The following is a 25,104-nucleotide window of genomic DNA, read 5'->3' as shown; positions in this document are numbered from 1 at the left end:
AATAAGCTGGCAGGTGTCGTGTAGATGATTTTAGTAATGGATGCGGGCAATACAAATATTATTTTTGGGATATATGACAATCATCAGCTTTTGCAAAATTGGCGTATCGTCACAGAACGTAGTAAGACAGAGGACGAATATGCGATGCAACTGAAAGCATTTTTTACGCATGAGGGCATTTCATTTGAACAAATCGAAGGAATTATTATATCCTCAGTTGTACCACCGATTATGTTTGCCTTGCAAAGAATGTGTGAAAAATATTTTCATATTAAGCCGTTAATTGTAGGACCAGGTGTGAAAACAGGTTTGAATATCAAATACGAAAACCCGCGTGAGGTTGGGGCAGATCGCATCGTTAACGCAGTAGCTGCTTTGACGGAATATGGCACAGGTCGTCCAATCATTCTCGTTGATTTTGGGACAGCTAACACCTATTGCTATTTAAACGAAAAGGGTGACTATATGGGTGGCGCAATCGCACCAGGCATTGCAATTTCCACAGAGGCTTTATACACACGTGCCTCTAAGCTACCGCGCATTGAAATTGCACGCCCTTCACAAATTGTTGGCAAAAATACAATTGCAGCGATGCAGGCAGGTATCGTCTATGGCTTTATCGGTCAAGTTGAAGGCATTGTTAGCCGAATGAAGCAGCAAAGTAAAGAAGAGCCATTAGTGATTGGGACGGGCGGCTTTGCAGAGTTAATTGCAAATGAAACACAATTAATCGACATTGTAGACCCGTTTTTAACATTAAAGGGGCTTTATATTTTATATCAACGAAATCAATAGGAAAGAGGATTTAACATGAATGATTATTTAGTAAGAGCAATAGGCTTTAATGGACAAGTACGTGCATTTGCTGTACGTACGACAGAAACAGTAGGAGAAGCACAGCGTCGTCATAATACATGGCCAACAACTTCTGCTGCGCTAGGTCGCTCAATGACAGCCGCAGTGATGATGGGGGCTATGTTGAAGGGCGATGATAAGCTAACGGTAAAAATTGAAGGCAATGGACCAATTGGGCCGATGATTATTGATGCAGATGCAAACGGTCATGTACGTGGTTATGTAACGAATGGACAAGTGCATTTTGATTTAAATGAGCAAGGGAAGCTAGATGTGCGTCGAGCAGTAGGAACAGAAGGTGCCCTTACAGTTGTGAAGGATTTAGGCTTGCGTGATATGTTCTCAGGACAAACGCCAATCGTATCAGGTGAAATTGCCGAAGACTTCACATATTATTTTGCGACTAGTGAACAGGTGCCTTCATCTGTAGGGCTTGGTGTCTTAGTGAATCCAGATAATACAATTTTAGCAGCAGGCGGCTTCATTTTACAGCTAATGCCAGGCTGTGAAGAAGAAACAATTGATGCGATTGAAGCACAATTAGCTTCAATTGAGCCTGTTTCAAAAATGATTGAAAAAGGCTACACGCCAGAGCAAATTTTAGAAGCGGTATTAGGAGAAAAAGGCGATCTCCAAATTTTAAGCACAGTGCCTGTGCAATTCCAATGTCAATGTTCAAAAGAGCGTTTTGGTGCAGCAATTATCGGTTTAGGTGTGAATGAAATTCAAGAGATGATCGATGAAGATGGTAAAGCGGAGGCGCAATGTCATTTCTGCTTAGAAACATACGATTTTAGTCAAGATGAATTGGAAGGCTTCATTAATGAGATCAACGCGTAATATTCGCACAACACCAACACAGCCAACTAAAACACCTCTTTCACAGAGGCGCTTAAAAACAAAACCGGCACTAACTGTACTCGCAATTTTATTGGCAGGGAATTTATTTTGGTTTATTATGTGGCTTTTGCCGTCGAAGGACAAATCGAATAATGATGAGATTGTTGCCACGATTGATGGAGACGAAATTACCCGTCAGCAATGGCTAGCAAAAATGGAAAGTATGTACGGAAAAGAGACGTTACAAGGCTTAGTCAATGAGGCTGTAATGGAAAAAGCAGCTAAGGAGCATAAAATTGATGTGTCTGATAAAGAAATTGATTTAGAGCTAGCCTTGATGCGTTCGGCACAGGACACGACAGACCGAACATTCCAAAGCCTTTCAGACAAGGAGCTTCGTCAAAAAGTTCGCACACAATTGATTTTAGAAAAAGTATTAGCCAAGGATATTGTTATTTCGGATGAGGCAGTTGAAACCTTTTATCAGGATAACCAATCGCTATACAATATTCCGACCTCCTATAGAACAAGCATGATTGTAGCGGATTCGAAGGAAAACATTGAAAGCATTTTGCAGGAGCTAAAAAATGGCTCTGAATTTTCAGTGCTAGCAAGGGAGCGTTCTATTGATACACCATCAGCTAGCTTAGGTGGCGATATCGGCTTTATTATGGAGCAACAGGCCAATATTGATTCTGCCATTTTAAAAGCTGTCGCAAAGCTAGAAAAAGGTGCGACAAGTGAAGCTGTTGTTTTAAGTGATGGTCGCTATGCGATTTTACATGTAAGTGAAATTAAAGAAGGTCAATCCTTTACATTTGAGGACGTAGCGGAGCATATTAAACGTGTATTAGCGGTAGAACAATTATCTGCAAGCGTTGTACCAGAAATTTTCTGGGCAGATTATGAGGTAAATTGGTTTTACGGAGATGCAAAATAGGATAAAAAGGGATGCAGAAGGGCTGGATTTTGCCACTCCTGCATCTTTTTTATAATAAATTTTTAAATATTTTATAATTCCTATTGATTTTATAAGAATTGATGAATATAATAACTTTATTGAAAATTGATTCGCGAATTTCAATTAAAACAATATACATAAAAAATTAATGCAAATTTTTTTACGTATTAAACCAAGTAATATTATAAGTTAAATAAAAATTGAAAGAAGGTTAAACAGTTATGAGTTTGAAAAAATTTGTTAGTGCCGTAGGAGTTATCGGTTTAAGTGCATTGCTAGTTGCTTGTGGCGGAGATGACTCGGCTAAGAAAACAAATGAGCAAGGCGTTGCTTCAAAGCAAGAAGTAGGGCAAACAATCGTAGTAGAGGATGCAGTAATTCCAGCTGAAAATCCTTCTGCTTCACCAGAAATTGCTGTGAAGCGTGGTGACACAGTTGTTGTAGGACTACAGGAGCCAGGTGGTGTCTTTACGCCATACTTCAATACAAGTGGCTATGATGGAAATGTGCAGTCAGTAATGTTTGAACCTTTAGTAGACATTAATGAAAAGGGTGAGCCAATCGCTGGCTTAGCAGAGAAATGGGATATTTCAGCAGATGGTTTAGTTTACACATATACATTGCGTGAAGGCTTGAAATTTGATGATGGAACGCCTTTAACTGCGGCAGATGTAGAATTCACATTAACATTATTGCATGACCCAGCATATGCAGGGAATACAGATATTACAGAAGCAAGCATTGTTGGTGGCTTAGACTATAAAAACGGTGATGCTACAAGCGTATCCGGTATTAAAGTAATTAATGACCGCACGATTGAAATTACGACAGATAAAGTAAGTGCAAGTACATTGCGCCTACTAGGTGGCTCTGTTTTGAAGAAGGATTACTATGGTAACGGCTATGTGAAAGGGAATTTAGATTACTTAGCGGCATTACATCAAAAGCCAATTGGTGCAGGTCCATATCGCTTTGTTGCATACTTGCCAGGGCAAGAAATTCGCTATGAAGCAAACGAGCACTATTACGGTGGTGCACCAAAGGCAAAGAACTTTATTTATAAAACAACAGTTGGCGATGCGCAGCAATTTTTCCAAACGGGTGAGTTAGATTACAGCGCGTTAGCAGCAAACCAAGATAACTTTGAGTTTTTACAAGCATTAGGCTTCGCAGATATTAATATTTACACGTCATCGGCTTACAGCTATATGGTATTTAACCATGAGAAGGAAGTATTTAAAGATCCGAAAGTACGCCAAGCATTTGCATTAGGCTTAGATCGTCAAACGATTATTGCAACATATTACCAAGGCTTTGCACAAGTAGCAAACGTGCCTGTATCACCGACATCTTGGGCATATACAGATGAAGTAGGTTCAACAGCTTACGATCCAGAGAAAGCTAAGGCTTTATTAGAAGAGGCTGGTTGGACTGAAGGTACAGATGGTATTCGCGAAAAAGATGGCAAAAAATTAACGGTTTATTACTTTACGACAGCAGGTGGCTTAGGGGATACATTAATTCCGATTGCGAAGGAGAACTATAAAGCGATTGGTATTGACTTACAAGTGGAGCAAATGGACTTCAATGCATTGTTAGCGCGAGTAGATAAAGGTGACCATGATTTAGCATCATTCTCAACAACGATGTTGCCAGATCCATATGATGGTATCGAAGGCTTCCATACAAAGAGCACAAACTCAACATTTAAAGGCTATGGTAACGAGGAAATTGATGCATTAATCGATGCGACAATTGCAACAAACGATAGTGGAGAGCGTGCGACGGCATTCCATGAATTATACAAAGCATTAGATGAAAACCCGCCAGTGATTTATATGGCTTATACAAAGGTATTAAGTGGAGCAAATGCACGTATTGAAGGCTTTGAGCCAAATGGTTATCGAGGAATTGCGAGCAGCTTACGCAATTTACGATTAGCAGAGTAATGGTGAGGAGGAAAGTCCGCTTTACTTGTTGGAGAGAAATGATGCAGTGATTCTCTCCAAATAAGTGGGGGCGGATTTTTCTATGTTAACTTATTTGAAGAGGAAACAGTACAAAATCTCGATGCATAATTAATTAGATTTGGAAAGGAATGAGCTGATGAAGGGCTATGTTATAAAAAGGCTTCTTTATATGATTCCCACATTATTCGGTGCGTCGATTTTAATTTTCTTTTTATATTCCTTAGTGCCTGGGAATTTTATTGACGCAGATCAAAATTTAACGGCTGAACGGAAGGCAGAGCTATATGAATTGCATGGCTATAATGAGCCTGTTGTTATCCGTTACTTTATTTGGCTAAAAAATTTATTACAAGGTGATTTAGGTTATTCATTACAGTTCCAATTGCCAGTTGGCGAAGTGATTGGAAATTACATATGGAGTTCATTTATTGTAGCACTAGCATCATTAATTTTAACGTGGCTTATTGCCATTTTAGTTGGGATTGTCTCAGCGATTCGCCAATATTCAATATGGGATACATTTATTACAATTATTGTTTTTGCTGCAATGGCAACACCTTCGTTTTTCTTAGGGCTAGTCATTATTAAAATATTTGCGGTTGATTTAGGTTGGCTGCCAGCAGGTGGCATGATTACTACAGGTAGCAACTTTACTGGCTGGGCTTATGTGAAAGATGTAGCAGAGCATATGATTTTACCTGTACTCGTCTTAACGATGCTTGGCATTGGTGGCTTAACACGTTATTTCAGAACGAATATGTTAGAGGTTATTAAGCAGGATTTTATGAGAACTGCTCGAGCTAAAGGACTAAAGGAGCGCGTAGTCATTTTCAAGCATGGCTTACGCAACGCATTGCTGCCAGCTATTACGCTGTTTAGCTTTGAATTGCCGGCATTATTTGGCGGAGCAATTATTACGGAGCAAATTTTTAATTGGCCTGGCATCGGCGCTATTTATATGCAAGCATTTTCAGTGCGTGACTATCCGCTATTAATGGGCTTTACAATGTTTATTGCTTTGTTGACAGTCCTAAGTAATTTATTAGCAGATATTTTATATGGCATTGCTGATCCAAGGGTGCGTGTGAGAAAGTAACATAAATTGTGTGAGAATTGTGTGCGTGCCTGGCACCTGTAAGGGAGTTGAATTTATGGAAAGTAAACCAAAGCCGTCTTCTTTATGGCGGCAAATTACAAGACGCTTTTTGCAAAATAAAATGTCGCTTATTGGCTTGGCATTTTTAATATTTATTTTTTTATTTTCTTTTATCGGTCCGCTGTTTTCGCCGTATGTAAATTTGGGAGTTGATCCAACAAATATAAATCAAGCACCGAGCACTGCACATTGGCTTGGGACAGATAAACTAGGACGCGATGTATTGACGCGTTTAATGATAGCTGGGCGTATTTCGCTGTTAGTTGGACTAGGTGCGATGGTAATGTCAGTGGTCATCGGTGGTGTATTAGGTATTATTTCAGGGTTTTATCGAGGGATTGTTGATCAAATTATTATGCGAATTGCAGATATTTTAATGACGTTGCCTGGATTGCCATTGCTATTTATTATGGCAGCGATTTTGTCAGAATGGAAAGTGCCAACAGAATACCGTATTTATATCGTGATGTTGATGTTAAGTATTGTCGGCTGGCCGGGCTTAGCTCGACTTGTGCGCAGCCAAATTTTAAGCTTAAGTGAGCGCCAATTTATGCAGGCGACAGAGGCACTTGGTTTGCGTGATGTTCGCAAATTATTTAAACATTTACTGCCAAACATCATTCCACTATTAATTGTGTCAGGTACATTAAGTGTTGGAGGCGCCATTTTAAGTGAGTCAACGCTCAGCTTTTTCGGTTTAGGCGTTGTGCCTCCAGATGCATCGTGGGGCAATATGATTACCTCAGCAAATTCACTGATTGATTTCCAAAAAAGACCTTGGCTATGGGTACCGCCAGGGCTAGCGATATTTTTCACAGTTATTAGCATCAACTTATTAGGGGATGGGCTACGTGACGCGATTGATCCAAATATGAAAAGGAGGTAGGGCTGTAATGGGAAATACAGTGTTAGATGTTAAAAGTCTATTGACACAATATTATACAAGCGGAGGCGTCATTAAAGCGGTTGATGATGTTAGCTTTTCAATTCCGAAGGGGCAAACGGTGTGTTTAGTTGGAGAGTCAGGCTGTGGAAAAAGTGCAGTCGCTATGTCCATTATGGGATTAATTGATGCTGGCTCAGGTGGTGTGAGAAATGGCGAGATTTTATTTGAAGGAAAAGATTTATTGAAAATGAAAAAGCATGAGCTGCGCCAGCTTCGGGGAAATGATATTTCAATGATTTTTCAAGAGCCGATGACCTCTTTAAACCCAGTGCTGACAATTGGCGGTCAAATGATGGAGCCGTTAATGGAGCATGAGCTTATTTCTAAAAAGGAAGCGAAAAAGCGATCATTGGAGTTAATTGAGCTAGTTGGTATTGGGCGTGCAGAGGAGATTTTTAATAGTTATCCACACCAATTAAGTGGTGGCATGCTACAGCGCATTATGATTGCGATTGCGTTAGCATGCTCGCCTAATTTATTAATTGCCGATGAGCCAACAACGGCATTAGATGTAACGATTCAAGCGCAAATTTTAGATTTACTTCGCTCATTAAAGGAGCAGCGAGAGATGTCGATGCTGTTGATTACACATGATTTAGGTGTAGTAGCGGAAGTAGCTGACTATGTGATTGTCATGTATGCAGGAAAGGTTATTGAGGAAGGACCAGTAGTAGAGCTTTTCAAAAACCCGAAACACCCTTATACGAAAGGCTTATTAAAGGCGAAGCCTGTGATTAATCAAAGACAGGAAGAGCTCTATACGATTGCGGGGCAAGTTCCAAATTTAGCAACATTAACACCATCCTGTTATTTTAGTGAACGCTGTGAGCAATGTATGGCAGTTTGCAAGGAACAAATGCCAACAATTAAAGATTTGGATAATGGGCAACGAGTAGCTTGCTGGCTGTACGAAGAGGTGACAATAGGATGACGAATGAAGCGCCATTAATAGAGGTAAAAAATTTAAAAAAATACTTTGGTGAGAAAAGTAGCTTATTTCAACGTAATCCAAGTGTAGTAAAGGCTGTCGACGGTGTTAGCTTTCAAATCCAGCGCGGTGAGACATTTGGGCTTGTAGGAGAGTCAGGCAGTGGCAAAAGTACGATTGGCAAAAGCATTTTGCGCCTACAATCGATTACAGAGGGAGAAGTGCTATTTGACGGAAAAGATTTGCATAAGCTTTCCAATACAGAGATGCGCAATTTACGTCCTAAAATCCAATTTATTTTCCAGGATCCATATAGCTCGCTCAACCCACGTATCCGTGTAGGTGATGCAATTGGAGAAGCGCTGTTAGATCACCATTTATGTGAGAAGCATGAGGTGCGTGAGAAGGTAAGAGAGGTGTTAGAAATATGCGGGCTGTCTGACTACCATATGGATCGTTATCCACATGAGTTTAGCGGCGGTCAACGTCAGCGTATTGGTATTGCCCGCGCAATTATTTTGCAACCAGATTTTATTGTTGCAGATGAGCCAGTGTCGGCATTAGATGTTTCGATTCAAGCACAAATCATCAATTTATTTAGTAAATTACAGCGTGAAAGAAATATTACGTTTCTTTTTATTTCGCATGATTTAAGTGTAGTGGAGCATTTATGCTCTCGCATTGGCGTATTGTATTTAGGGACGATGATGGAGCTAGGCAGTCGTGAGCAGCTTTATAGCAATCCATTACATCCATATACAAAGGCATTGCTATCTGCTGTACCTATTCCAAATCCAACATTAAAACGTGAACGTATTATTTTAAAAGGGGATATTCCGAATCCTGCAAATCCACCAAGCGGTTGCAAGTTTCATACACGTTGTCCGTTTGCAACAGAGCGCTGTAAAGTTGAAGTACCTGAATTTAGAGAGGTGGAAAGCGGTCGATTTGTTGCGTGCCATCTTGTATGAAAAACGTTGACAATCGCTATAGTTAATTGGTAATATGTAAATTAAGTAAAGTCTATAAAATTAGTAGGGATTAAAGAAGGGATGAATGAGATGAGCAAGTTAGCGAATTCAGTTGCAGATTTAGTAGGTCGTACACCGATTGTGAAGTTAAATAGAGCAACAGGTGAAAACGAAGGTACAGTGTATGTGAAATTAGAATACTTTAATCCAGGAAGCTCTGTAAAAGATCGTTTAGCTTTAGCAATGATTGAAGCTGCTGAAAAAGATGGTACGTTACAGCCAGGTGGCACAATTATCGAGCCAACTAGTGGTAATACAGGTATCGGTTTAGCAATGATTGCAGCGGCAAAAGGCTATAAAGCTGTTTTAGTAATGCCTGAAACGATGAGCTTAGAACGTCGTAACTTACTTCGTGCCTATGGTGCAGATTTAGTGCTAACACCAGGTCCAGAAGGTATGAAAGGAGCCATTGCAAAAGCAGACGAACTAGCAAAAGCACATGGTTATTTCTTACCACAGCAATTCGAAAACGAAGCAAATGCTGAAATCCACCGTTTAACAACAGGTCCTGAAATTGTCGAAGCATTTGAAGGGTTAAAATTAGATGCATTTGTAGCAGGTATCGGTACAGGTGGAACAATTACAGGTGCTGGTGAAGTATTAAAAGGGGCATATCCAGAAATCGAAATTATCGCGGTAGAGCCAACAGATTCTCCAGTGCTTTCTGGTGGTAACCCTGGTCCACATAAAATTCAAGGAATTGGTGCAGGCTTCGTACCAAAAGTATTGAATACGGAAGTTTATAGCTCTGTATTTACTGTAGAAAACGAAACAGCATTTGAAGTCGCTCGTAAAGTAGCACGTGAAGAAGGTATTTTATGCGGTATTTCTTCAGGTGCAGCGATTCACGCAGCAATTGAAACAGCAAAACGCTTAGGTGCAGGCTCGAATGTACTGGCGGTTGTGCCATCAAATGGTGAGCGCTACTTATCAACACCACTTTATCAGTTTGAAGATTAACTTCTACTGCGAGCTAGCTCGAAAAAATCCGAACACAATTACGCCAAGGCATAATTGATTTGAATGAGGCTGCCGGAAAAATTCCGGCAGCCATTTGTGTATTTAATAGGCGAGTTCGCAATAAAAGGGGCTATTTGATTATTAAACGGGGAGTTTATTATGGAAATAAAAATTATTTCACCAAAAGATGCCAAGGAAATCTCTATTTATCTTGAAAAAATGAACGCAACAAATAAAAGCCATATTGGATTTTGTGGAGAGCAAAATGAAGAAATATACGATTCTTTAATGACTAATATTCAAATAGGTTCTGGGCATCTTTGCAAAAGATTATGTAAAGAAAGGGGATGGAAATGACTTTATATAGGTTTTTTGCTTCAAAATCAAGCTTGCCTGAATGGGGCGAGAGTGGCTTTAAAGAAATAGAAAAAGAAAAATTCCATCCGCAAGGGATAGAATTTTACTTTACTTTGCGTGAAACGCTAAATAAAGTGGTTTATGTAGAAGATGTAGCGCGCCTTGACCAGTTTCAAGTGGTTCAATGTAATGAGTTGCCTGAAGACACAGGACAGCAAATTCAAAGACCTTTTATTTATGAGCTACGTGGGATTGTAAATGAAAGATATTTAACAGAGCTTATTCAGTATGTGAAGCAATATGTAAAGGAAGAAGACAAAGTGGAGCTTTGGTCGATTTGGCATGGAGAGCGTGTAAGCTCTAATCAAATGAAGCGATTAATTCCGCAAATTGTGAGGATAGAGGATGTTGGTTTTTTACATCAATGTCAAAATAGCTGTATCAAGTTTTTTTCGAAAAATAAATAATTATGTTGAACTGTCCAGAAAGCAATTCCTTTCTGGACAGTTGCTATGTTTTTCGAGTTTAATAAGAGTATATGTAAAGGGGTGTACACGATGGAAAATTTACAATGCGTAACATTATTTATGACAAAAGACGCGTTTTTTTATAGCTATAAAGAGCAAACAATTTTAGAGAAAAAGCATGTGTTTTTAGAGAGTGGACGAGGCGGACGCTATTCGGTTGCTGCATGGAATCCGTTTGCAACTGTTTATGCGAAAAACGATGGGCTGCAAATAGAGGAGCGCGAGGGTGAGCGTTTTCAGCAAGGTGAGCCACTTGCCTTATTAGAAAGCTATTTACAAGCCTATAAGCTAGAAAAAGAGGACGAGCTACCTGATTTTCAAGGTGGAGCAATCGGCTTTGTGTCGTATGACTACGCACGTAAAATCGAAAACTTACCAACGATTGCAGCAGATGATTTACAAGTACCAGATATTTATTTTTATGTGTTTGAATATTGGGCAGTATTTGATGCGGAAACAAACCGTGTAACATTGATGAAGCGCCCTGAAAGCACAATCGACTTAGATGAATGGTCGTTGGCATGGCAGGAGGCAGCGGAACAAGGATTAGGCAAGCGTTTATTCCATGCAGAAAGAGCGGTAGAAGTAACGAATGATGAAAGCGAGCTATCTGTATCATTTTTAGGTGAGGAATTTGAGCAAGCTGTGCGCAAAATTCAAGAATATATCGCACAAGGCGATGTGTTCCAAGTGAATTTATCTGTGCGTCAGGCGAAGCCATTGCATGCAGCACCAATCGTGATGTATGAGGCAGTTCGTTCATTTAATCCTTCCCCGTATATGGCATTTATTGCAGCACCAGAGTTTGCTGTTGTAAGCGGTTCACCTGAATTGTTAGTGAAGCGTAAAGGGACAGCCCTATCGACACGTCCGATTGCGGGAACACGTCCACGTGGGCAATCAGAGGAAGAGGATATTCGTCTAGCGAATGAATTAATTGATAACGAAAAAGAGCGAGCGGAGCATGTCATGCTCGTTGATTTAGAGCGCAATGATTTAGGGAAAGTGAGCCGCTACGGTACTGTAGAGGTAGATGAATTTATGGTCATAGAGCGCTATTCACATGTCATGCATATTGTGTCGAATGTACGTGGCGAAATAGCGAATGGCAAGACGAATGCAGATGTCATTCGTGCGATGTTCCCAGGAGGTACGATTACAGGTGCACCAAAAATTCGTACGATGGAAATTATCGAAGAGCTTGAGCCTGTGAGACGTGGCTTATATACAGGCTCCATCGGCTGGTTAGGCTTTAATGGCGATATGGAGCTAAATATTGTTATTCGTACAGCTTATATTAAAAATGAAACAGCGTATATTCAAGCGGGCGCAGGTATCGTTATTGATTCAATTCCAGCGAACGAATATATCGAATCACTGAATAAGGCGAAGGCAATGTGGCAAGCAAAAGGGATGGCTGAAGGGGTGTTAACATGATTTTAATGATTGATAACTACGATTCATTTATTTATAACTTAGTGCAATATTTAGGTGAGCTTGGTGAGGAGCTAAAGGTTGTGCGCAACGATGACATTACGCTTGCAGAAATTGAAGAGCTAGCACCAAAAATGATTGTCATCTCTCCAGGACCATGCACACCAAATGAAGCGGGAGAAAGCTTGAACATTATTCAGCACTTTGCTGGAAAGGTTCCGATTTTAGGTGTTTGCTTAGGGCATCAAGCGATTGCGCAAGCCTTTGGCGGTAATGTTATTCGAGCAGAGCGCTTAATGCATGGAAAAACATCACCTGTTTTTCATAGCGAAATCGGCTTACATCGCAAAAATGCTAACCCATTTGCAGCAACACGCTATCACTCACTAATTGTAGAGAAGCATTCATTGCCAGATTGCCTAGAGGTGACATCATGGACAGAGGAAGGCGAAATTATGGGCTTGCGCCATAAGGAATTCGCCATTGAAGGTGTGCAATATCATCCAGAGTCAATTATGACGGAGGATGGTAAGCAGCTACTAAAAGAGTTTTTAGAACTATATTGCAAGGAGTGACATGATGATTTGTTGGATGAATGGGCAATATATAGAAGCTAGTGAACTGATGGTATCGCCGTTTGACCATGGCTTTTTATACGGCTTAGGCTTTTTCGAAACGATGCGTACATATAAAGGTGAGCCAGCATTCTTGCAGGACCACTTTCAACGTTTAATGGAATCGCTTAATATTTATCACATTGATATGCCATATACATTGAGTGACCTAGCGGAAGTGATGCAACAGCTAAATGATTTAAATGGTGGCGATGATGGCTATTTTCGCATTAACGTATCGGCAGGTGTGCATGATTTGGGTCTTGCACCAAACGAATACCAGAAGCCAAATGTCATTGTTTTCCGCAAGCCGCTTTCATTGCCTGCGCGTGGTACAGAAAAGCAAGCAGTGCTATTAAAAACGGTGCGCAACAAGCCAGAAACAGATATCCGTTCAAAAAGCCATCATTATGGTAACAATGTGTTAGCGCGTATGGAATTACCTAATTTAGCGAGCTATGAAGGGTTTTTCTTAACTGAAGATGGGTATCTTGCAGAAGGAATTACATCAAATATCTTTTGGGTGAAGCGAGATGTGCTTTATACACCATCTTTAAATACAGGTATATTGCCGGGCATTACACGCAAAATTGTTATGGTCATTGCACAAGAATTAGGCTGTGAGGTTCGAGAAGGTCTATATGATCAATATGATCTTGCGGAAGCACAAGAATGCTTTATTACGAACTCTGTTCAGGAGCTTGTGCCAATTTCATCACTTGGACAAAAATCCTTTGCAGGTGCAGACGGGGCTATCTACCAGCGCCTGCATCAAGCATATATAGCTGAAATTCGCGAAATTGTAGGAGGCAAAACATGCTAGAACATTATCAGGTGCCGCTTATTTTAAATGGCATCGAACTAGATTTTCATAAAGAAACAATCATTATGGGTATTTTAAATGTTACGCCCGACTCGTTTTCAGATGGCGGTAAATATAATTCGATTGATGCAGCTGTTGTGCAAGCAAAACGCTTGGTAGCAGACGGAGCAAAAATTATCGATATTGGTGGAGAATCCACAAGACCGGGGCATACGCCCATTTCCGAGCAGGAAGAGATTGAACGAGTTGTACCGATTATTCGTGCATTAGCGAAGGAAGTACCTGCAATACTTTCTGTCGATACGTATAAAGCAAATGTAGCACGTGCAGCAATTGAAGCAGGTGCACAGATGATTAATGATATTTGGGGTGCAAAAAGGGAGCCTGAAATTGCGCAAGTTGCAGCTGAATACAATGTGCCAATCATTTTAATGCACAATCGTGATAATGAAAACTATGCTGATTATTGGGCAGAGTTTCAGCAAGATTTGCAAGAAAGCATTCAAATTGCCACAGAAGCAGGTGTACCACAGCAGCATATCGTATTAGATCCGGGTATTGGCTTCGTAAAAAATCTACAGCAAAGCATTGAAACAATGCAACGCTTAGATGAACTTGTTGCATTTGGTTACCCTGTGTTACTAGCGACATCACGTAAGCGTATGATTGGAGCTATCCTTGATTTACCTGTAGAGGAGCGTGTGGAAGGCACTGCTGCTACTTGTGCATTTGGCGTACAAAAAGGCTGTCATATGATGCGTGTACATGATGTCAAAGAAGTGGCACGTACAGTGAAGGTGATGGACGCACTAGTTGGCAAATTCGAAGTGAAGGGAGATTTATAATGGATTATATACATTTACGTGATATGCAATTTTTTGGCTACCATGGCGTTTTAAAGGAAGAAAATGTGCTAGGACAACGTTTCCGCGCCTCTGTATCCTTAGCAGTCGATATTCAAAAAGCAGGACAGACAGATGATTTAGACGATACGGTGAGCTATGTTGGTGTTTATGATATTTGCCGGGAAATTATTGAAGGCAAGCCATTTAAATTAATCGAAGCGGTTGCTGAAGCGGTTGCGACAACGGTTTTAAAGCGCTACGAAGGGCAAATTTTTGGTTGCCGCGTAGAAATTATCAAGCCAGACCCACCAATTCCAGGGCATTATAAAGAGGTAGCAGTAGAAATTGTGCGAGGTAAATTTTATGAATGATATATTTTTATCGATTGGTACAAATATCGGCGAGCGTGAAGAAAATTTAAAGCAGGCTGTACAATTATTACGACAGCAGGTGGAAGTAGTGAATGTATCAGCTGTTTATGAAACAGCGCCAGTTGGCTATATTGATCAGCCTTCATTTTTTAATATTGCTGTACATATCAAAACCGACAAAACGGCGGAGGAAACGCTTAACATTTGTCAAGCGATTGAAAATGAGCTTGGGCGAGTGCGGGATATTCGATGGGGCCCACGTATTATCGATCTTGATATTTTACTATTCAATAAAGAGCAAATTGAAACAGAGCGACTGGTTGTGCCGCATCCACGCATGTATGAGCGTGCCTTTGTGTTAGTACCTTTAGTCGAAATTAGCGAAGGTTTTGAAAGTGGTCAAATGACGCAAGCTCATGATACACTAGCTAAGTTGAATTTACAGCAAGAAGGTATTACTTTGTGGCAGAGAGCAGAGGATTTCTATAGATAAAGTAAAAGCTAACAACCAGTTACTACCGGTTGTTAGCTTTCATTACAAACAAAAGGAGGCATATCAACAGTGAATAACGCACAGCAAAAGCCGTTTCAAATTGCAGACATCGTCATGGACAATCGCGTCGTATTAGCCCCGATGGCTGGAATTTGCAACTCGGCTTTCCGTTTAACGGTGAAAGAATTTGGTGCAGGCTTAGTTTATGCAGAAATGATTAGCGATAAAGGAATCGTCCAACGTAACACTAAAACATTAGACATGCTTTATATTGATGAACGCGAAAATCCGTTATCTCTACAAATTTTCGGCGGCGATAAGGAAAATTTAGTCGCAGCTGCAAAATATGTAGAGGAAAATACAACGGCTGATATTATCGATATTAATATGGGCTGCCCTGTCAATAAAATTATTAAATGTGAGGCAGGTGCGCGCCTGCTTTTAGATCCAAATAAAGTGTACGAAATGGTGGCAGCTGTCGTTGATGCTGTGAAAAAGCCTGTATCCGTAAAGATGCGTATTGGCTGGGATGACGAGCATATTTTTGCGGTTGAAAATGCGCAAGCAATAGAGCGTGCAGGTGCAGCAGCGGTTGCTGTACATGGTCGCACACGTGTACAAATGTATGAGGGCAAGGCAAACTGGGATATTATTCGCGATGTAAAGCAAAATGTTAATATTCCTGTATTAGGTAATGGTGATGTCGAAACACCTCAAGATGCCAAACGCATGCTTGAAACGACAGGTGTTGATGCTGTAATGATTGGACGTGCGGCACTAGGTAACCCATGGATGATTTACAGAACAGTGCAATATTTAGAAACAGGTGAGCTCAAAGACGAGCCATCTATACGTGAGAAAATCGATGTATGCTTATTACATTTCGAGCGTTTAATGCAACTAAAAGGTGAAAAAATCGCTGTGCGTGAAATGCGCAACCATGCCTCATGGTATTTAAAAGGCATTCGTGGCAACGGCAAAATCCGCAACGCCATCAACCAAGCCGAAACGAAGACGGAGCTATATATGCTGTTGAATGGTTTCGTGGCTGAATATGATGAGCTATTAGAAGAAATCGTGTAAATGACAGTAAGCTGCTGAGAGTATATCCTTAGCAGCTTTTAAGCATTTAAAATTGGGTAAACATGCTGATAATGTTCGAAAATGCGCAAATAATATGTCGAAGTGCTCAATTAAGCATGAAAAGTGATCAAATAACCATCGGAAACGCTCAAATAGCTTAAATATGCCAAATTCTCAATTTTGACAATAAAATGGCACAGTCGATATTTCTGCTTGGAAAAGTCTAAAAAAGATGATTCCACCCACGAAATTGTGTACAATAATAAAATATGGACAAAGCAGACCAATCAACTATAGGAGTGAATAACGTGTCAAATATAGAAGAATTAAACGACCAACTTTTGGTGAGACGCCAAAAAATGACGGATATTCGTGAAGGCGGTCTTGACCCATTCGGTAGCCGTTTTGAGCGCACGCATTTATCAAGTGAAGTAGTAACAGAATTTGATGCTTTTGATAAAGAGCAATTAGAGGCAGAGCCAAAAAGCGTAACGATTGCAGGACGCATTATGACAAAGCGTGGCAAAGGAAAAGCGGGCTTCGCACATATTCAAGACTTAGGCGGCCAAATTCAAATATACGTACGTAAAGATGCGGTTGGCGATGAAGCATACGAATTATTCAACAAAGCAGACCTTGGCGATATCGTAGGTGTGACAGGTAACGTGTTCCGCACACAGGTAGGTGAGCTTTCTGTTAAAGCGACAGAATTCACATTTTTAACGAAGGCACTACGCCCAATGCCAGAGAAATTCCACGGCTTACAGGATGTTGAGCAACGCTACCGTCAGCGCTATTTAGACTTAATGACGAATGCAGAGAGCAAGGAAACATTTATAGCACGCTCTAAAATTATCCGTGCTATCCGCAACTATTTAGATAACAACGGCTATTTAGAAGTAGAAACACCAATGCTACATACAATTGCTGGTGGTGCAGCGGCTCGTCCGTTTATTACACACCATAATGCACTTGATATGGAGCTATACATGCGTATCGCAATCGAGCTACATTTAAAACGTTTAATCGTAGGTGGCTTAGAGAAAGTATACGAAATCGGGCGCGTATTCCGTAATGAAGGAATTTCAACACGTCACAACCCAGAGTTCACAATGATTGAATTATATGAAGCATATGCAGATTATAAAGATATTATGGATTTAACAGAAAACTTAATCGCCCATGTAGCGCAAGAAGTTTTAGGCACAACAACAATTCAATATGGCGAAGATACAATTGATTTAGCTGTAGGCTGGAAACGTATGCACATGGTAGATGCAGTCAAAGAGGCCACAGGTGTAGACTTCTGGCAGCCAATGACAGTTGAACAAGCACGCACATATGCAGCGGAGCATGGCGTGGAAATTAAAGATACACATGAAGTTGGTCATATTATTAACGAATTCTTTGAGCAAAAAGTAGAAGAAACATTAGTACAACCAACATTCATCACAGGTCATCCAGTGGAAATCTCACCATTGGCGAAGAAAAATCCAGAGGATGAGCGTTTCACAGACCGTTTTGAATTATTCATCGTGCGTCGTGAGCATGCCAATGCCTTCACGGAGTTAAACGACCCAATCGACCAACGCGAGCGTTTTGAAGCACAAATGGCTGAAAAAGCAGCAGGTAACGATGAAGCACACGAAATGGACAATGACTTCATTGAAGCACTAGAATACGGCATGCCGCCAACAGGTGGTCTAGGCATCGGTATTGACCGTCTAGTAATGCTATTAACAAATTCACCATCGATTCGCGATATTTTATTATTCCCTACGATGCGTCATATTACAAAATAAAAATAAGGTTGACTGAGAAATAACTTTTAATATGGTCCCTTAGTCAAGGACAAATGTAAAAAAGGGTTTAGGCTGCCAAGAGATGGTTTCTGTATTGTACAGGAGCCATCTTTTTTAGGTTCCATTGATAGCGATAATTATTGTAGTAGACCATGTAGTGATCGATTTTAGCACGTACCTCGTCTAACGTTTTGGCCATGCTGAAATCAACCTCGTCTTTTAAGTGTCCGAAGAAGGATTCTTGTGGGGCATTATCCCAACAGTTACCTCGACGTGACATCGATTGACCAAGTTTGTAGTGCTTTAAAAGCTTTTGGAATTTAGGGCTTGTATAATGAACACCTTGATCGGAGTGGATGAAAGCATCTGGCTGGAGCTTTACACGTTTATTACGGAAGAGTTTTTTCACCGTTGTTGTGGCGATACCTAGCGTAATACGGTCTGATACATGATACGCTAAAATTTCATTCGTTGAGCCGTCTTTTATGGTCGATAAATAAGCCATCGTTCCGTTGTATGGAATATAGCTGATGTCTGTTAGTAATACTTTACCTGCCACACCTTGTTTGAATTCACGGTTTAATAAATTCGGCACCACGCGATGTTCTTTCGTTGCTTTCGCCATTTGTTTATAGGGATTCGGTTTACGATGTGGGCAAACGACGCCATATTTACGCATAATACGCTGGATTTTCTTTCGGTTCATGACGAGATCAAAATCTTGTTCAAGCGTCATTTTAATCGAGCGTGAACCTTTCTTATAACCACGACGCTTAAAGGCTTTTAAGATCTGGTCGCGTGCTTCTTCATCTCGTTTTTCCTTTACAGCTCGTGCTTCTTCTGTCTCTAAAAAGCGATAATAGCCTGAACGAGAGACGTTTAAAAGCGTACAAAAATACGTCACCATGCGTTTAAATGGAAACTGCTTAAGCGTATCTGCAATGAGTTGAAATACTTTACGTGCGCTTTGTTTTTGACTGTCGCTGAGCAGCCTCCTTTCGGTCACTTCGAGCTTTTTTAGTAGCTCGATTTGTCCTTCTAATAATTCAATACGAGCCGCTTGTCTTTCTACCATTTCTGTCATGGTTAATTCACGCTGTAACGGTCTGCCTGAGCTCGTTTTTCGCGTATCTGTCAGACCAATTAATCCATTTTGATCATACGCTTTTCGCCAACGTGAAGAAGCTTGTTCAACACGCTTCATCCCGAGCACTTCGATATCAAAGCCATATTCGCTAAAGATCTGTCTTGGTGTTTTACCAGCCAAATACTCATCGATAAATTGGCTTTTAAATGTATCTGCGTACGTAATTGTTCGTTCGGTTACTTTGACTACATGTGGATTCTGTTGTAGTTGTTCCATCTGTTTTGGTGAAAATAATTGTTTACTCATCGTTGTTGTCCGTCCTTTAGTTGCTTGAGAATCAAGTATATAAAAAATACCTGTGAAGTGCACACTCTTTTTCAAGTGTCCACTCCACAGGTACCATATTATTTTCAGTCAACCTTATTTTTTGTCATATGACAAAAAAATGACACCAGTCACTATTGACCTATTTCCCTCTTTGTTACATTGAAAATAAAAGAAATGATGGTGGGCATATATGAAGGGAAACAAGGTAATTTTGATTGTAGTAGGTATTGTGCTGCTCGCAATAGGATGGTTTGTAATCAAATATAATGGTTTTGTCCAAAAAGAAGAGGCAATGGAATCTTCTTGGGCACAAATTGATAATCAACTGCAACGCCGCTTTGATTTAATTCCAAATTTAATTGAAGCAACAAAAGGGTATATGGCGCATGAAGAACAGATTTTCACACATCTTGCAGATGCACGAGCAAAGTACGGGGATGCCGCAACGGTGGAGGAACAAGCTGCGGCAAGTGATGAATTGACAAGTGCTTTAGGGCGATTGCTTGTTATTGTAGAAAGTTATCCAGATTTAAAAGCCAACCAGCAGTTTACGCAGTTAATGGATGAGCTAGCAGGCACCGAAAATCGCTTAGCTGTTGCGCGCCAAGATTATAACAATGCTGTGCAAAGCTTTAATAGTGAGATTCGCACATTCCCAAGCAGTATGATTGCAGGGATGTTTGGCTTTGAACGAAAATCATATTTTGAAGTAGATGGGGATACGAGCCAAGTGCCAACTGTAGATTTTGGAGGTGAGTAGAATGAAAAGGTGGTTGCTGTTTGTATTTATACTATTTGTAACGCTACCATTCAATGCATTCGCCTTAATTCCAGAGCGTCCAACGACCTCAGGGTTTGTTTTTGATTATCAAAATGTCATCGATGATGAGGTTGAACAAGAGTTAAATAAAGTGGCGGAAATGCTGAATGAGCAAAACAAAATGCAGTTGTTTATTTTAACGGTTCCTACAATCGGTGATATGACAAATGTTGACTATGGGGTACAAGTTATTCGCCAATGGGGAATTGGTCAAAGGGATATCAATAATGGCATGTTAATTTTTGCGACAACCGATCAGGGTGAAGGAAATAATGTAGTAAGAATTGCAATTGGACAAGGCTTAGAGGGAGACTATCCTGATGGGAAGACGGGGCGATTGCTTGATGATTATATGATGCCTTATTTGACCAATGGTGACTATACGACTGCTTTTTCAGAAGTAGTGGATGCTATTCGAATAGAAGAAGGCATTGATTATGATGGATTGTCGTTATCGTTTATGGAATTTATGAAAAGAGATTTGGCAAATGATTTTTCAGAAGATCCTATCGGTTCTTCATTTGTGCTTCTTGTCATCATAGGGAGCATACTTAGTTTTTTCTTATTGATTTTGGAGGGCATTTTACGATTGTTTGGATATAAGCCAAAAAGGAGTATATGGCATTTCTTTGTTAGCGATGATTCAAGTGACAGCTTTTCGGGTGGTGGTGGTAGTTCATCGGGTGGCGGCTCTGACCGAAACTTTTAGAGACACGAAGTCAGCGTTATTGAAAAACTTTTTTCGATAACGTTGATTTTTTAATTTGATTCAACAGAAGTCTACCCTCGATAAATAGTGGGATGGATGCGGAAAAAGTATTTCAATCTACGAGAACATTGCTTCTGCGATTGCTTGTCATAGAAAAGAGTTGTTGATTCAAGCTAAGCCTTGTCATAATTAATAGTATAATAATGAATAAAAGGAGCGGAATAGGGTGAGGGTGTTAAAACTTACATTTTGGGTATGTAGCTTATTTTTCATCATTGCTGGCTGTAGTGAGTTATCGGAAGAAACAGAGACCGAAATGATTATTGAAACAAATGCAATGGTTGAAGAAGTGACAAATAGTAGTTGTCTAGCTGGTGAGATTTATATTGCGGAGGAAGATACATGTGCGTTGCCGATGGAATGTAATGACTATAATTCCTGTGTAGCTCGTGGAGATGAGCTTGTTTATTTGTTAGAGGAGGAGTATGGGTCGTTAACGGTGGAGGAAGCCATTGCAACGGATTTAGAAGGTACGCATGACCTTTTTATTTATGAAATAGACAACGAGAAAGAAATGATTTTCACAGAGGATGATGTGACAGATGAAGAAATGGATTATCATGCGGAGCTTTGGTTTGATTTTGCATGGCTTATCCCAGAGCCAGAGCGTGAGGGTATTAATCAATTTATCGTCTTTGAGAGTGGTGATACATTAGCTTATGTCAATCAACACGATGATAGTGGACAGTATTGGACGCTCGGTATGAATAAGGAAAATATCGAGTTAGCCTCCGAAACGATGATTACATATATCCATGAATACGCCCATTATTTATCTTTGAAGGATGGCGAGCAAAATATTTGGGTGGAGCTAAACGCTTGTGAGGATGTATTAATTGAGGAGGAAGGCTGTTTTTATGAGGATGCATACTTAACTGACTTTTATCAACAATTTTGGAACCCAGCAAGTGAGTATGAGGATGATTATGTGTCTGGCTATGCCTCAAGCTCCGTTGTGGAAGACTTTGCGGAATCTTTTGCCCATTTTGTGTTAACACCACAGCCAACAGAACTCGATACGTTAGCAGCTGAAAAAATTGCTTTCTTCTATGAGTACGAATATTTTGTTGAGTTGCGTGCACAAATTTTAACACGGGCGGCGACATGGTTAGTGCGTGCGGTTGAGTAAATCAGTAGATGATAAGAGGGGGGGACGATTGAGTTCGAAGTATCTCCTTCATATGTAATTTCGCGTAGCAAAAATTTTTGAATAAAGTGGGTGAGCCTGATGTTAAAAGATGAGTATTTCATTAAGTATGTGAATAATCCGACAGCGCAATTGCTTACACAGGCAGCTTTTTTAGGGCGTCAATTCAAATTACAGCTACTTGCTGAGATGACTGGTTATACATTGCAGCAGTTACAAGAATCTTTACAGGTGGCAATTAACCATCAATTAATTTATCGTCTATCGAATGAGCAATATGCTTTCCAACATGAAGATATTCGGCAAGTGTTTGAGCAGCGTGTAAGCGAACAAGAGCGAGAACAGCTTCATTTGAAGGTTGGTCGGATTTTGCTATATGAAGGTGAGCCGATAGTTAGAGTTGTATGGCATTTTAATCAGGTGCAACAGCATTTTATTGAAGAGGGAAGACAGCTAGAGTTAATTGAATTGAATTTTCAGGCTGCAAAAGAGGAGACGGCTGATGCTATCTATTATTTGCAACATGCAATGGACTTACTGTTAGAAGAGCATTGGCAACAGTACTATGAGCTCGTTTATGCCATTTATCAATTTCGTGTGGAGTTAGCTTTAACAAATGAGGATTATGATATAGCAAGGAGTCTGTGCCAAGTCCTGCTTTTACAAGCGCAAGCAGCTATTGACAAAGCACAAGTATATCTTTTGCTCATACAGCTAGAGCTTTATCAAGATCGTTATGATCAGGTGTTGGAATTAGGGAAAGAGGCACTCGCTTTATTGCGATTGCCTATTAAGCTGGAGAATAGCAGAGTCAAGGAGTATTATTATTGGTTTCGTATAAGTAGGAGATTAGGTAAGAAGCCATCAAGAAAATTCCCATTAATGCAGAATAAGCGAATGAAGCTGGCTGCACGTATCTTAGTCTATGTGGCAAATGCTTGTTTTGTATCAAATAGAGAAGGATGGTTTGCAACGGTTGTCATGTTGCTTGAAATAACATGGGACGAAGGTATAACAGATGAATCCGCCTATGGATTTGCTAGTTATGCCTTAATTCAAAGTACACTCGCTTTTGACAATGAATCGGCATATGCTTATAGCAAGTTTGCTAGTGAGCTAGTGAAGGACAATTTAGAAATGACGATGCAAATTAATACAATTATTATGCTAAGTCAAGATAGCTGGAGAAAATATGAGCCTAATTTCCTTTTATCTATAACAGATTACGCCAATCAACATGGGGTTTTGTCTAACAATAAATGGCAAACCAACTATAGTTTTTTAGTGAATTTAGGGCTGATGTTTAATTTTAGTTATCCATTAAAAGATTTATACGCACATTTGTTGTCACGAAGCACTGTATTCGGTAAATCAAGTGATACATTGCCGTGGCAATATGCAAAGGCGATGTCCTCATTGCTAACAAGATTAACAGGCTATAGCGCAGCAAATGACCCATTTATTTCTGAACATCCAGAGGTTAGCGGACATTATGAAGGCTCCTATTTATATGAGGTGTCTTTATGGTATGAGTATATTATTGCTTATTTATTCGGTGATTATGAAAGTGCATATGAAAAAATTGTAGAAAGCATTAGGATTGACAATGCACATGATAAGCGCGGATTTTCGAATATGCACAATTATTATTACTATGTGCTGATTGTGAAGGAACTGTTTGCTGATGCAGAGCTAACCAGGCAAGTGAGCTTGAGGCAAGAAACGAAGCGTTATGTCAAGAAGTTACAATATTTGGCGAGGCATAGCCCTGAGAATTATTTGCATAAATATTTGTTGGCACAGGCGGAATATAAAAAGATGTTAGGTCAAACACCTGACAAAGTGGGAGAGATATATGAGGAAGCAGTGAATACAGCAGCTCGTTATGGCTATGTCCACGATGTCGGCATTATTTCTGAATGCTTTGCGAAGTACAGCATTCAATCGGGTAAGCAAATGCAGGCGAAGGTGTATATGAATGAAGCATATATGGCTTATAAGCAATGGGGGGCAGATGCGAAGGCAGATGCGCTTGAGTTGCAGTATGGTCACTTATTGTTAAAAAAAACAACGGATTTAGAGCATGAGGATTACTTATCAATTGTTTCCTCTGCTCAAGCTTTATCTGAGGAAATTGAAATTGAGCAACTACTTCATAAGTTATTGCATATTATGCTGCAAAATGCGGGAGCAGAATACGGTGCTTTATTGCTGGAGCATGGGGGCAGCTGGTTTGTGGAAGCACATGGTACGGCAGAAAAATTAATCGTACAGTCTGTGTCGCTACAAGAAGCTAGTGAACTATTGCCAATTACAGTTATTGATTACACCATTCGTATGAGGCAGGAAGTCGTTTTTCATAATGTGATGAATAGCGGCTTTACTCAAAATGCTTATATCCGACATCGACATTTAAAGTCTGTTTTGTGCCTTCCGATCACGCACCAGAATAAGCTGATTTCTATTTTATATATGGAAAACAATATGCTGGAGAGCGTGTTTACAGAGGAGAGGCTGGACATGTTAAAATTGCTTTGTTCACAGTGTGCGATTTCGATTACCAATGCACGACTTTATTCAGATATTCAATATTTAACGAGAAATTTAGAGCAGCAAGTGGAAGAACGGACAGAAAGCTTACAAAAGTCGATGAAGATGACATCGGAGGCTTTAGCTGAAATGTCTGTTTATGCAGAGCGTAACCGAATTGCCCAGGAAATCCATGATATTGTTGGGCATACATTAACATCCACCATTTTACAAATTGAAGCGGGGCGCAGGTTGCTAGCGAAGGATATAGAGGCGGCAGTGAAGCGCTTGATTGATGCGCAAGACCTTGTGCGCCATAGTTTAAGCGAGATTCGTAATTCTGTGCATATGTTGAAAGAGGATAAATATTATGATGTCGAAAAAGCATTATATACATTAATTGAAGAGACAGCACACAATATGGGTGTA

General features: G+C 40.1%; 24 protein-coding genes (1 of these 24 cut by a window edge). 23 read left to right on the top strand and 1 reads right to left on the bottom strand.

The annotated features are described in order from the left end of the window. Positions 1–24 precede the first annotated feature (24 nt). The 19 genes from R6U77_RS04285 (at position 25) to lysS (ending at position 17,996) form a co-directional block, all read left to right on the top strand. Positions 25–795 carry a type III pantothenate kinase gene (locus tag R6U77_RS04285; RefSeq protein ID WP_319837572.1) on the top strand — a complete coding sequence of 257 codons (771 nt, stop codon included), beginning with the start codon at positions 25–27 and terminating at the stop codon, positions 793–795. Between the two features lie 15 nt (positions 796–810). Further along, a complete protein-coding gene (gene hslO, locus R6U77_RS04280; RefSeq protein WP_293929587.1) occupies positions 811–1,695 on the top strand; it encodes an Hsp33 family molecular chaperone HslO in 885 nt (294 codons plus the stop codon). Further along, on the top strand, positions 1,679–2,635 hold the full coding sequence (locus R6U77_RS04275) for a peptidyl-prolyl cis-trans isomerase (protein ID WP_293929586.1): 957 nt from the start codon (positions 1,679–1,681) through the stop codon (positions 2,633–2,635). The genes hslO and R6U77_RS04275 overlap by 17 nt, the downstream gene beginning before the upstream one ends. A gap of 242 nt (positions 2,636–2,877) precedes the next feature. Then, positions 2,878–4,605 (top strand): ABC transporter substrate-binding protein, encoded by a 1,728-nt coding sequence (locus R6U77_RS04270; protein WP_319837571.1) that lies wholly within the window; start codon positions 2,878–2,880, stop codon positions 4,603–4,605. A 157-nt stretch (positions 4,606–4,762) separates the two neighbouring features. Further along, complete coding sequence (locus tag R6U77_RS04265; protein WP_319837570.1) at positions 4,763–5,722, top strand: ABC transporter permease; 960 nt, start codon at positions 4,763–4,765, stop codon at positions 5,720–5,722. Positions 5,723–5,777: 55 nt separating this feature from the next. Next, the gene (opp4C, locus tag R6U77_RS04260; RefSeq protein WP_319837569.1) at positions 5,778–6,668 is read left to right on the top strand and encodes an oligopeptide ABC transporter permease; all 891 of its coding nucleotides are present in this window, start codon (positions 5,778–5,780) and stop codon (positions 6,666–6,668) included. Positions 6,669–6,675: 7 nt separating this feature from the next. Beyond that, on the top strand, positions 6,676–7,659 hold the full coding sequence (locus tag R6U77_RS04255; RefSeq protein ID WP_319837568.1) for an ABC transporter ATP-binding protein: 984 nt from the start codon (positions 6,676–6,678) through the stop codon (positions 7,657–7,659). Continuing rightward, a complete protein-coding gene (locus R6U77_RS04250; RefSeq protein ID WP_319837567.1) occupies positions 7,656–8,627 on the top strand; it encodes an ABC transporter ATP-binding protein in 972 nt (323 codons plus the stop codon). The genes R6U77_RS04255 and R6U77_RS04250 overlap by 4 nt, the downstream gene beginning before the upstream one ends. 90 nt (positions 8,628–8,717) lie before the next feature. Next, positions 8,718–9,647, top strand: coding sequence for a cysteine synthase A (gene cysK, locus R6U77_RS04245; protein WP_319837566.1), 930 nt, complete (start codon positions 8,718–8,720; stop codon positions 9,645–9,647). A 159-nt stretch (positions 9,648–9,806) separates the two neighbouring features. Then, positions 9,807–10,004: a hypothetical protein gene (locus tag R6U77_RS04240; RefSeq protein WP_319837565.1), complete on the top strand. Its 198-nt coding sequence runs from the start codon at positions 9,807–9,809 to the stop codon at positions 10,002–10,004. After that, positions 10,001–10,471: a hypothetical protein gene (locus R6U77_RS04235; protein WP_319837564.1), complete on the top strand. Its 471-nt coding sequence runs from the start codon at positions 10,001–10,003 to the stop codon at positions 10,469–10,471. Before R6U77_RS04240 ends, R6U77_RS04235 begins: the two co-directional genes overlap by 4 nt. 90 nt (positions 10,472–10,561) lie before the next feature. Beyond that, entirely contained in the window at positions 10,562–11,968 is a 1,407-nt protein-coding gene (locus R6U77_RS04230) for an anthranilate synthase component I family protein (RefSeq protein WP_319837563.1), read from the top strand. Beyond that, entirely contained in the window at positions 11,965–12,540 is a 576-nt protein-coding gene (gene pabA / locus R6U77_RS04225; RefSeq protein ID WP_319837562.1) for an aminodeoxychorismate/anthranilate synthase component II, read from the top strand. Before R6U77_RS04230 ends, pabA begins: the two co-directional genes overlap by 4 nt. 4 nt (positions 12,541–12,544) lie before the next feature. Next, on the top strand, positions 12,545–13,402 hold the full coding sequence (pabC, locus tag R6U77_RS04220; RefSeq protein ID WP_319837561.1) for an aminodeoxychorismate lyase: 858 nt from the start codon (positions 12,545–12,547) through the stop codon (positions 13,400–13,402). Then, entirely contained in the window at positions 13,396–14,247 is an 852-nt protein-coding gene (gene folP, locus R6U77_RS04215) for a dihydropteroate synthase (RefSeq protein WP_319837560.1), read from the top strand. Before pabC ends, folP begins: the two co-directional genes overlap by 7 nt. After that, positions 14,247–14,618 (top strand): dihydroneopterin aldolase, encoded by a 372-nt coding sequence (gene folB / locus R6U77_RS04210; protein WP_293929574.1) that lies wholly within the window; start codon positions 14,247–14,249, stop codon positions 14,616–14,618. The genes folP and folB overlap by 1 nt, the downstream gene beginning before the upstream one ends. Continuing rightward, a complete protein-coding gene (gene folK, locus R6U77_RS04205; protein ID WP_319837559.1) occupies positions 14,611–15,111 on the top strand; it encodes a 2-amino-4-hydroxy-6-hydroxymethyldihydropteridine diphosphokinase in 501 nt (166 codons plus the stop codon). Before folB ends, folK begins: the two co-directional genes overlap by 8 nt. A 69-nt stretch (positions 15,112–15,180) precedes the next feature. After that, positions 15,181–16,194 carry a tRNA dihydrouridine synthase DusB gene (dusB, locus tag R6U77_RS04200; RefSeq protein ID WP_319837558.1) on the top strand — a complete coding sequence of 338 codons (1,014 nt, stop codon included), beginning with the start codon at positions 15,181–15,183 and terminating at the stop codon, positions 16,192–16,194. 269 nt (positions 16,195–16,463) lie between these two features. Further along, positions 16,464–17,996: a lysine--tRNA ligase gene (lysS, locus tag R6U77_RS04195; protein ID WP_319837557.1), complete on the top strand. Its 1,533-nt coding sequence runs from the start codon at positions 16,464–16,466 to the stop codon at positions 17,994–17,996. Positions 17,997–18,063: 67 nt separating this feature from the next. On the opposite strand, the gene R6U77_RS04190 is transcribed toward lysS, so the two are convergent. Beyond that, on the bottom strand, positions 18,064–19,389 hold the full coding sequence (locus R6U77_RS04190; RefSeq protein WP_319836349.1) for an IS3 family transposase: 1,326 nt from the start codon (positions 19,387–19,389) through the stop codon (positions 18,064–18,066). Positions 19,390–19,600: 211 nt separating this feature from the next. Here R6U77_RS04190 and R6U77_RS04185 point away from each other — a divergent pair, with 211 nt between their 5' ends. From R6U77_RS04185 to R6U77_RS04170, 4 genes are all read left to right on the top strand, one after another. After that, positions 19,601–20,170 (top strand): LemA family protein, encoded by a 570-nt coding sequence (locus R6U77_RS04185; protein WP_319837556.1) that lies wholly within the window; start codon positions 19,601–19,603, stop codon positions 20,168–20,170. Between the two features lies 1 nt (position 20,171). Then, positions 20,172–20,939: a TPM domain-containing protein gene (locus R6U77_RS04180; RefSeq protein ID WP_319837555.1), complete on the top strand. Its 768-nt coding sequence runs from the start codon at positions 20,172–20,174 to the stop codon at positions 20,937–20,939. Positions 20,940–21,165: 226 nt separating this feature from the next. Then, on the top strand, positions 21,166–22,128 hold the full coding sequence (locus R6U77_RS04175; RefSeq protein ID WP_319837554.1) for a putative zinc-binding metallopeptidase: 963 nt from the start codon (positions 21,166–21,168) through the stop codon (positions 22,126–22,128). Positions 22,129–22,227: 99 nt separating this feature from the next. Continuing rightward, positions 22,228–25,104 carry the 5' portion of a GAF domain-containing sensor histidine kinase gene (locus tag R6U77_RS04170; protein WP_319837553.1) on the top strand. 348 nt of this gene lie beyond the right edge of the window, so the window shows 2,877 of its 3,225 coding nt (coding positions 1–2,877); the start codon lies at positions 22,228–22,230; its stop codon lies off the right edge, out of view.

This window comes from Lysinibacillus louembei, assembly GCF_033880585.1.
GTDB classification, from domain to species: Bacteria; Bacillota; Bacilli; order Bacillales_A; family Planococcaceae; genus Metasolibacillus; species Metasolibacillus louembei.
The sequence above is the reverse complement of the archived record's forward strand: the minus strand, read 5'-3'. Positions and strand labels throughout refer to the sequence as shown.

Bases quoted from the DNA above. Each gene is read 5' to 3' on its own strand.
- folK (WP_319837559.1), top strand. From the start codon at position 14,611: ATGAATGATATATTTTTATCGATTGGTACAAATATCGGCGAGCGTGAA.
- R6U77_RS04180 (WP_319837555.1), top strand. From the start codon at position 20,172: ATGAAAAGGTGGTTGCTGTTTGTATTTATACTATTTGTAACGCTACCA.
- R6U77_RS04250 (WP_319837567.1), top strand. From the start codon at position 7,656: ATGACGAATGAAGCGCCATTAATAGAGGTAAAAAATTTAAAAAAATAC.
- cysK (WP_319837566.1), top strand. From the start codon at position 8,718: ATGAGCAAGTTAGCGAATTCAGTTGCAGATTTAGTAGGTCGTACACCG.
- R6U77_RS04235 (WP_319837564.1), top strand. From the start codon at position 10,001: ATGACTTTATATAGGTTTTTTGCTTCAAAATCAAGCTTGCCTGAATGG.
- R6U77_RS04240 (WP_319837565.1), top strand. From the start codon at position 9,807: ATGGAAATAAAAATTATTTCACCAAAAGATGCCAAGGAAATCTCTATT.
- R6U77_RS04275 (WP_293929586.1), top strand. From the start codon at position 1,679: ATGAGATCAACGCGTAATATTCGCACAACACCAACACAGCCAACTAAA.
- R6U77_RS04265 (WP_319837570.1), top strand. From the start codon at position 4,763: ATGAAGGGCTATGTTATAAAAAGGCTTCTTTATATGATTCCCACATTA.
- folP (WP_319837560.1), top strand. From the start codon at position 13,396: ATGCTAGAACATTATCAGGTGCCGCTTATTTTAAATGGCATCGAACTA.
- opp4C (WP_319837569.1), top strand. From the start codon at position 5,778: ATGGAAAGTAAACCAAAGCCGTCTTCTTTATGGCGGCAAATTACAAGA.
- R6U77_RS04185 (WP_319837556.1), top strand. From the start codon at position 19,601: ATGAAGGGAAACAAGGTAATTTTGATTGTAGTAGGTATTGTGCTGCTC.
- R6U77_RS04190 (WP_319836349.1), bottom strand. From the start codon at position 19,389: ATGAGTAAACAATTATTTTCACCAAAACAGATGGAACAACTACAACAG.
- R6U77_RS04230 (WP_319837563.1), top strand. From the start codon at position 10,562: ATGGAAAATTTACAATGCGTAACATTATTTATGACAAAAGACGCGTTT.
- R6U77_RS04270 (WP_319837571.1), top strand. From the start codon at position 2,878: ATGAGTTTGAAAAAATTTGTTAGTGCCGTAGGAGTTATCGGTTTAAGT.
- lysS (WP_319837557.1), top strand. From the start codon at position 16,464: ATGGACAAAGCAGACCAATCAACTATAGGAGTGAATAACGTGTCAAAT.
- hslO (WP_293929587.1), top strand. From the start codon at position 811: ATGAATGATTATTTAGTAAGAGCAATAGGCTTTAATGGACAAGTACGT.
- pabA (WP_319837562.1), top strand. From the start codon at position 11,965: ATGATTTTAATGATTGATAACTACGATTCATTTATTTATAACTTAGTG.
- R6U77_RS04255 (WP_319837568.1), top strand. From the start codon at position 6,676: ATGGGAAATACAGTGTTAGATGTTAAAAGTCTATTGACACAATATTAT.
- folB (WP_293929574.1), top strand. From the start codon at position 14,247: ATGGATTATATACATTTACGTGATATGCAATTTTTTGGCTACCATGGC.
- pabC (WP_319837561.1), top strand. From the start codon at position 12,545: ATGATTTGTTGGATGAATGGGCAATATATAGAAGCTAGTGAACTGATG.
- R6U77_RS04285 (WP_319837572.1), top strand. From the start codon at position 25: ATGATTTTAGTAATGGATGCGGGCAATACAAATATTATTTTTGGGATA.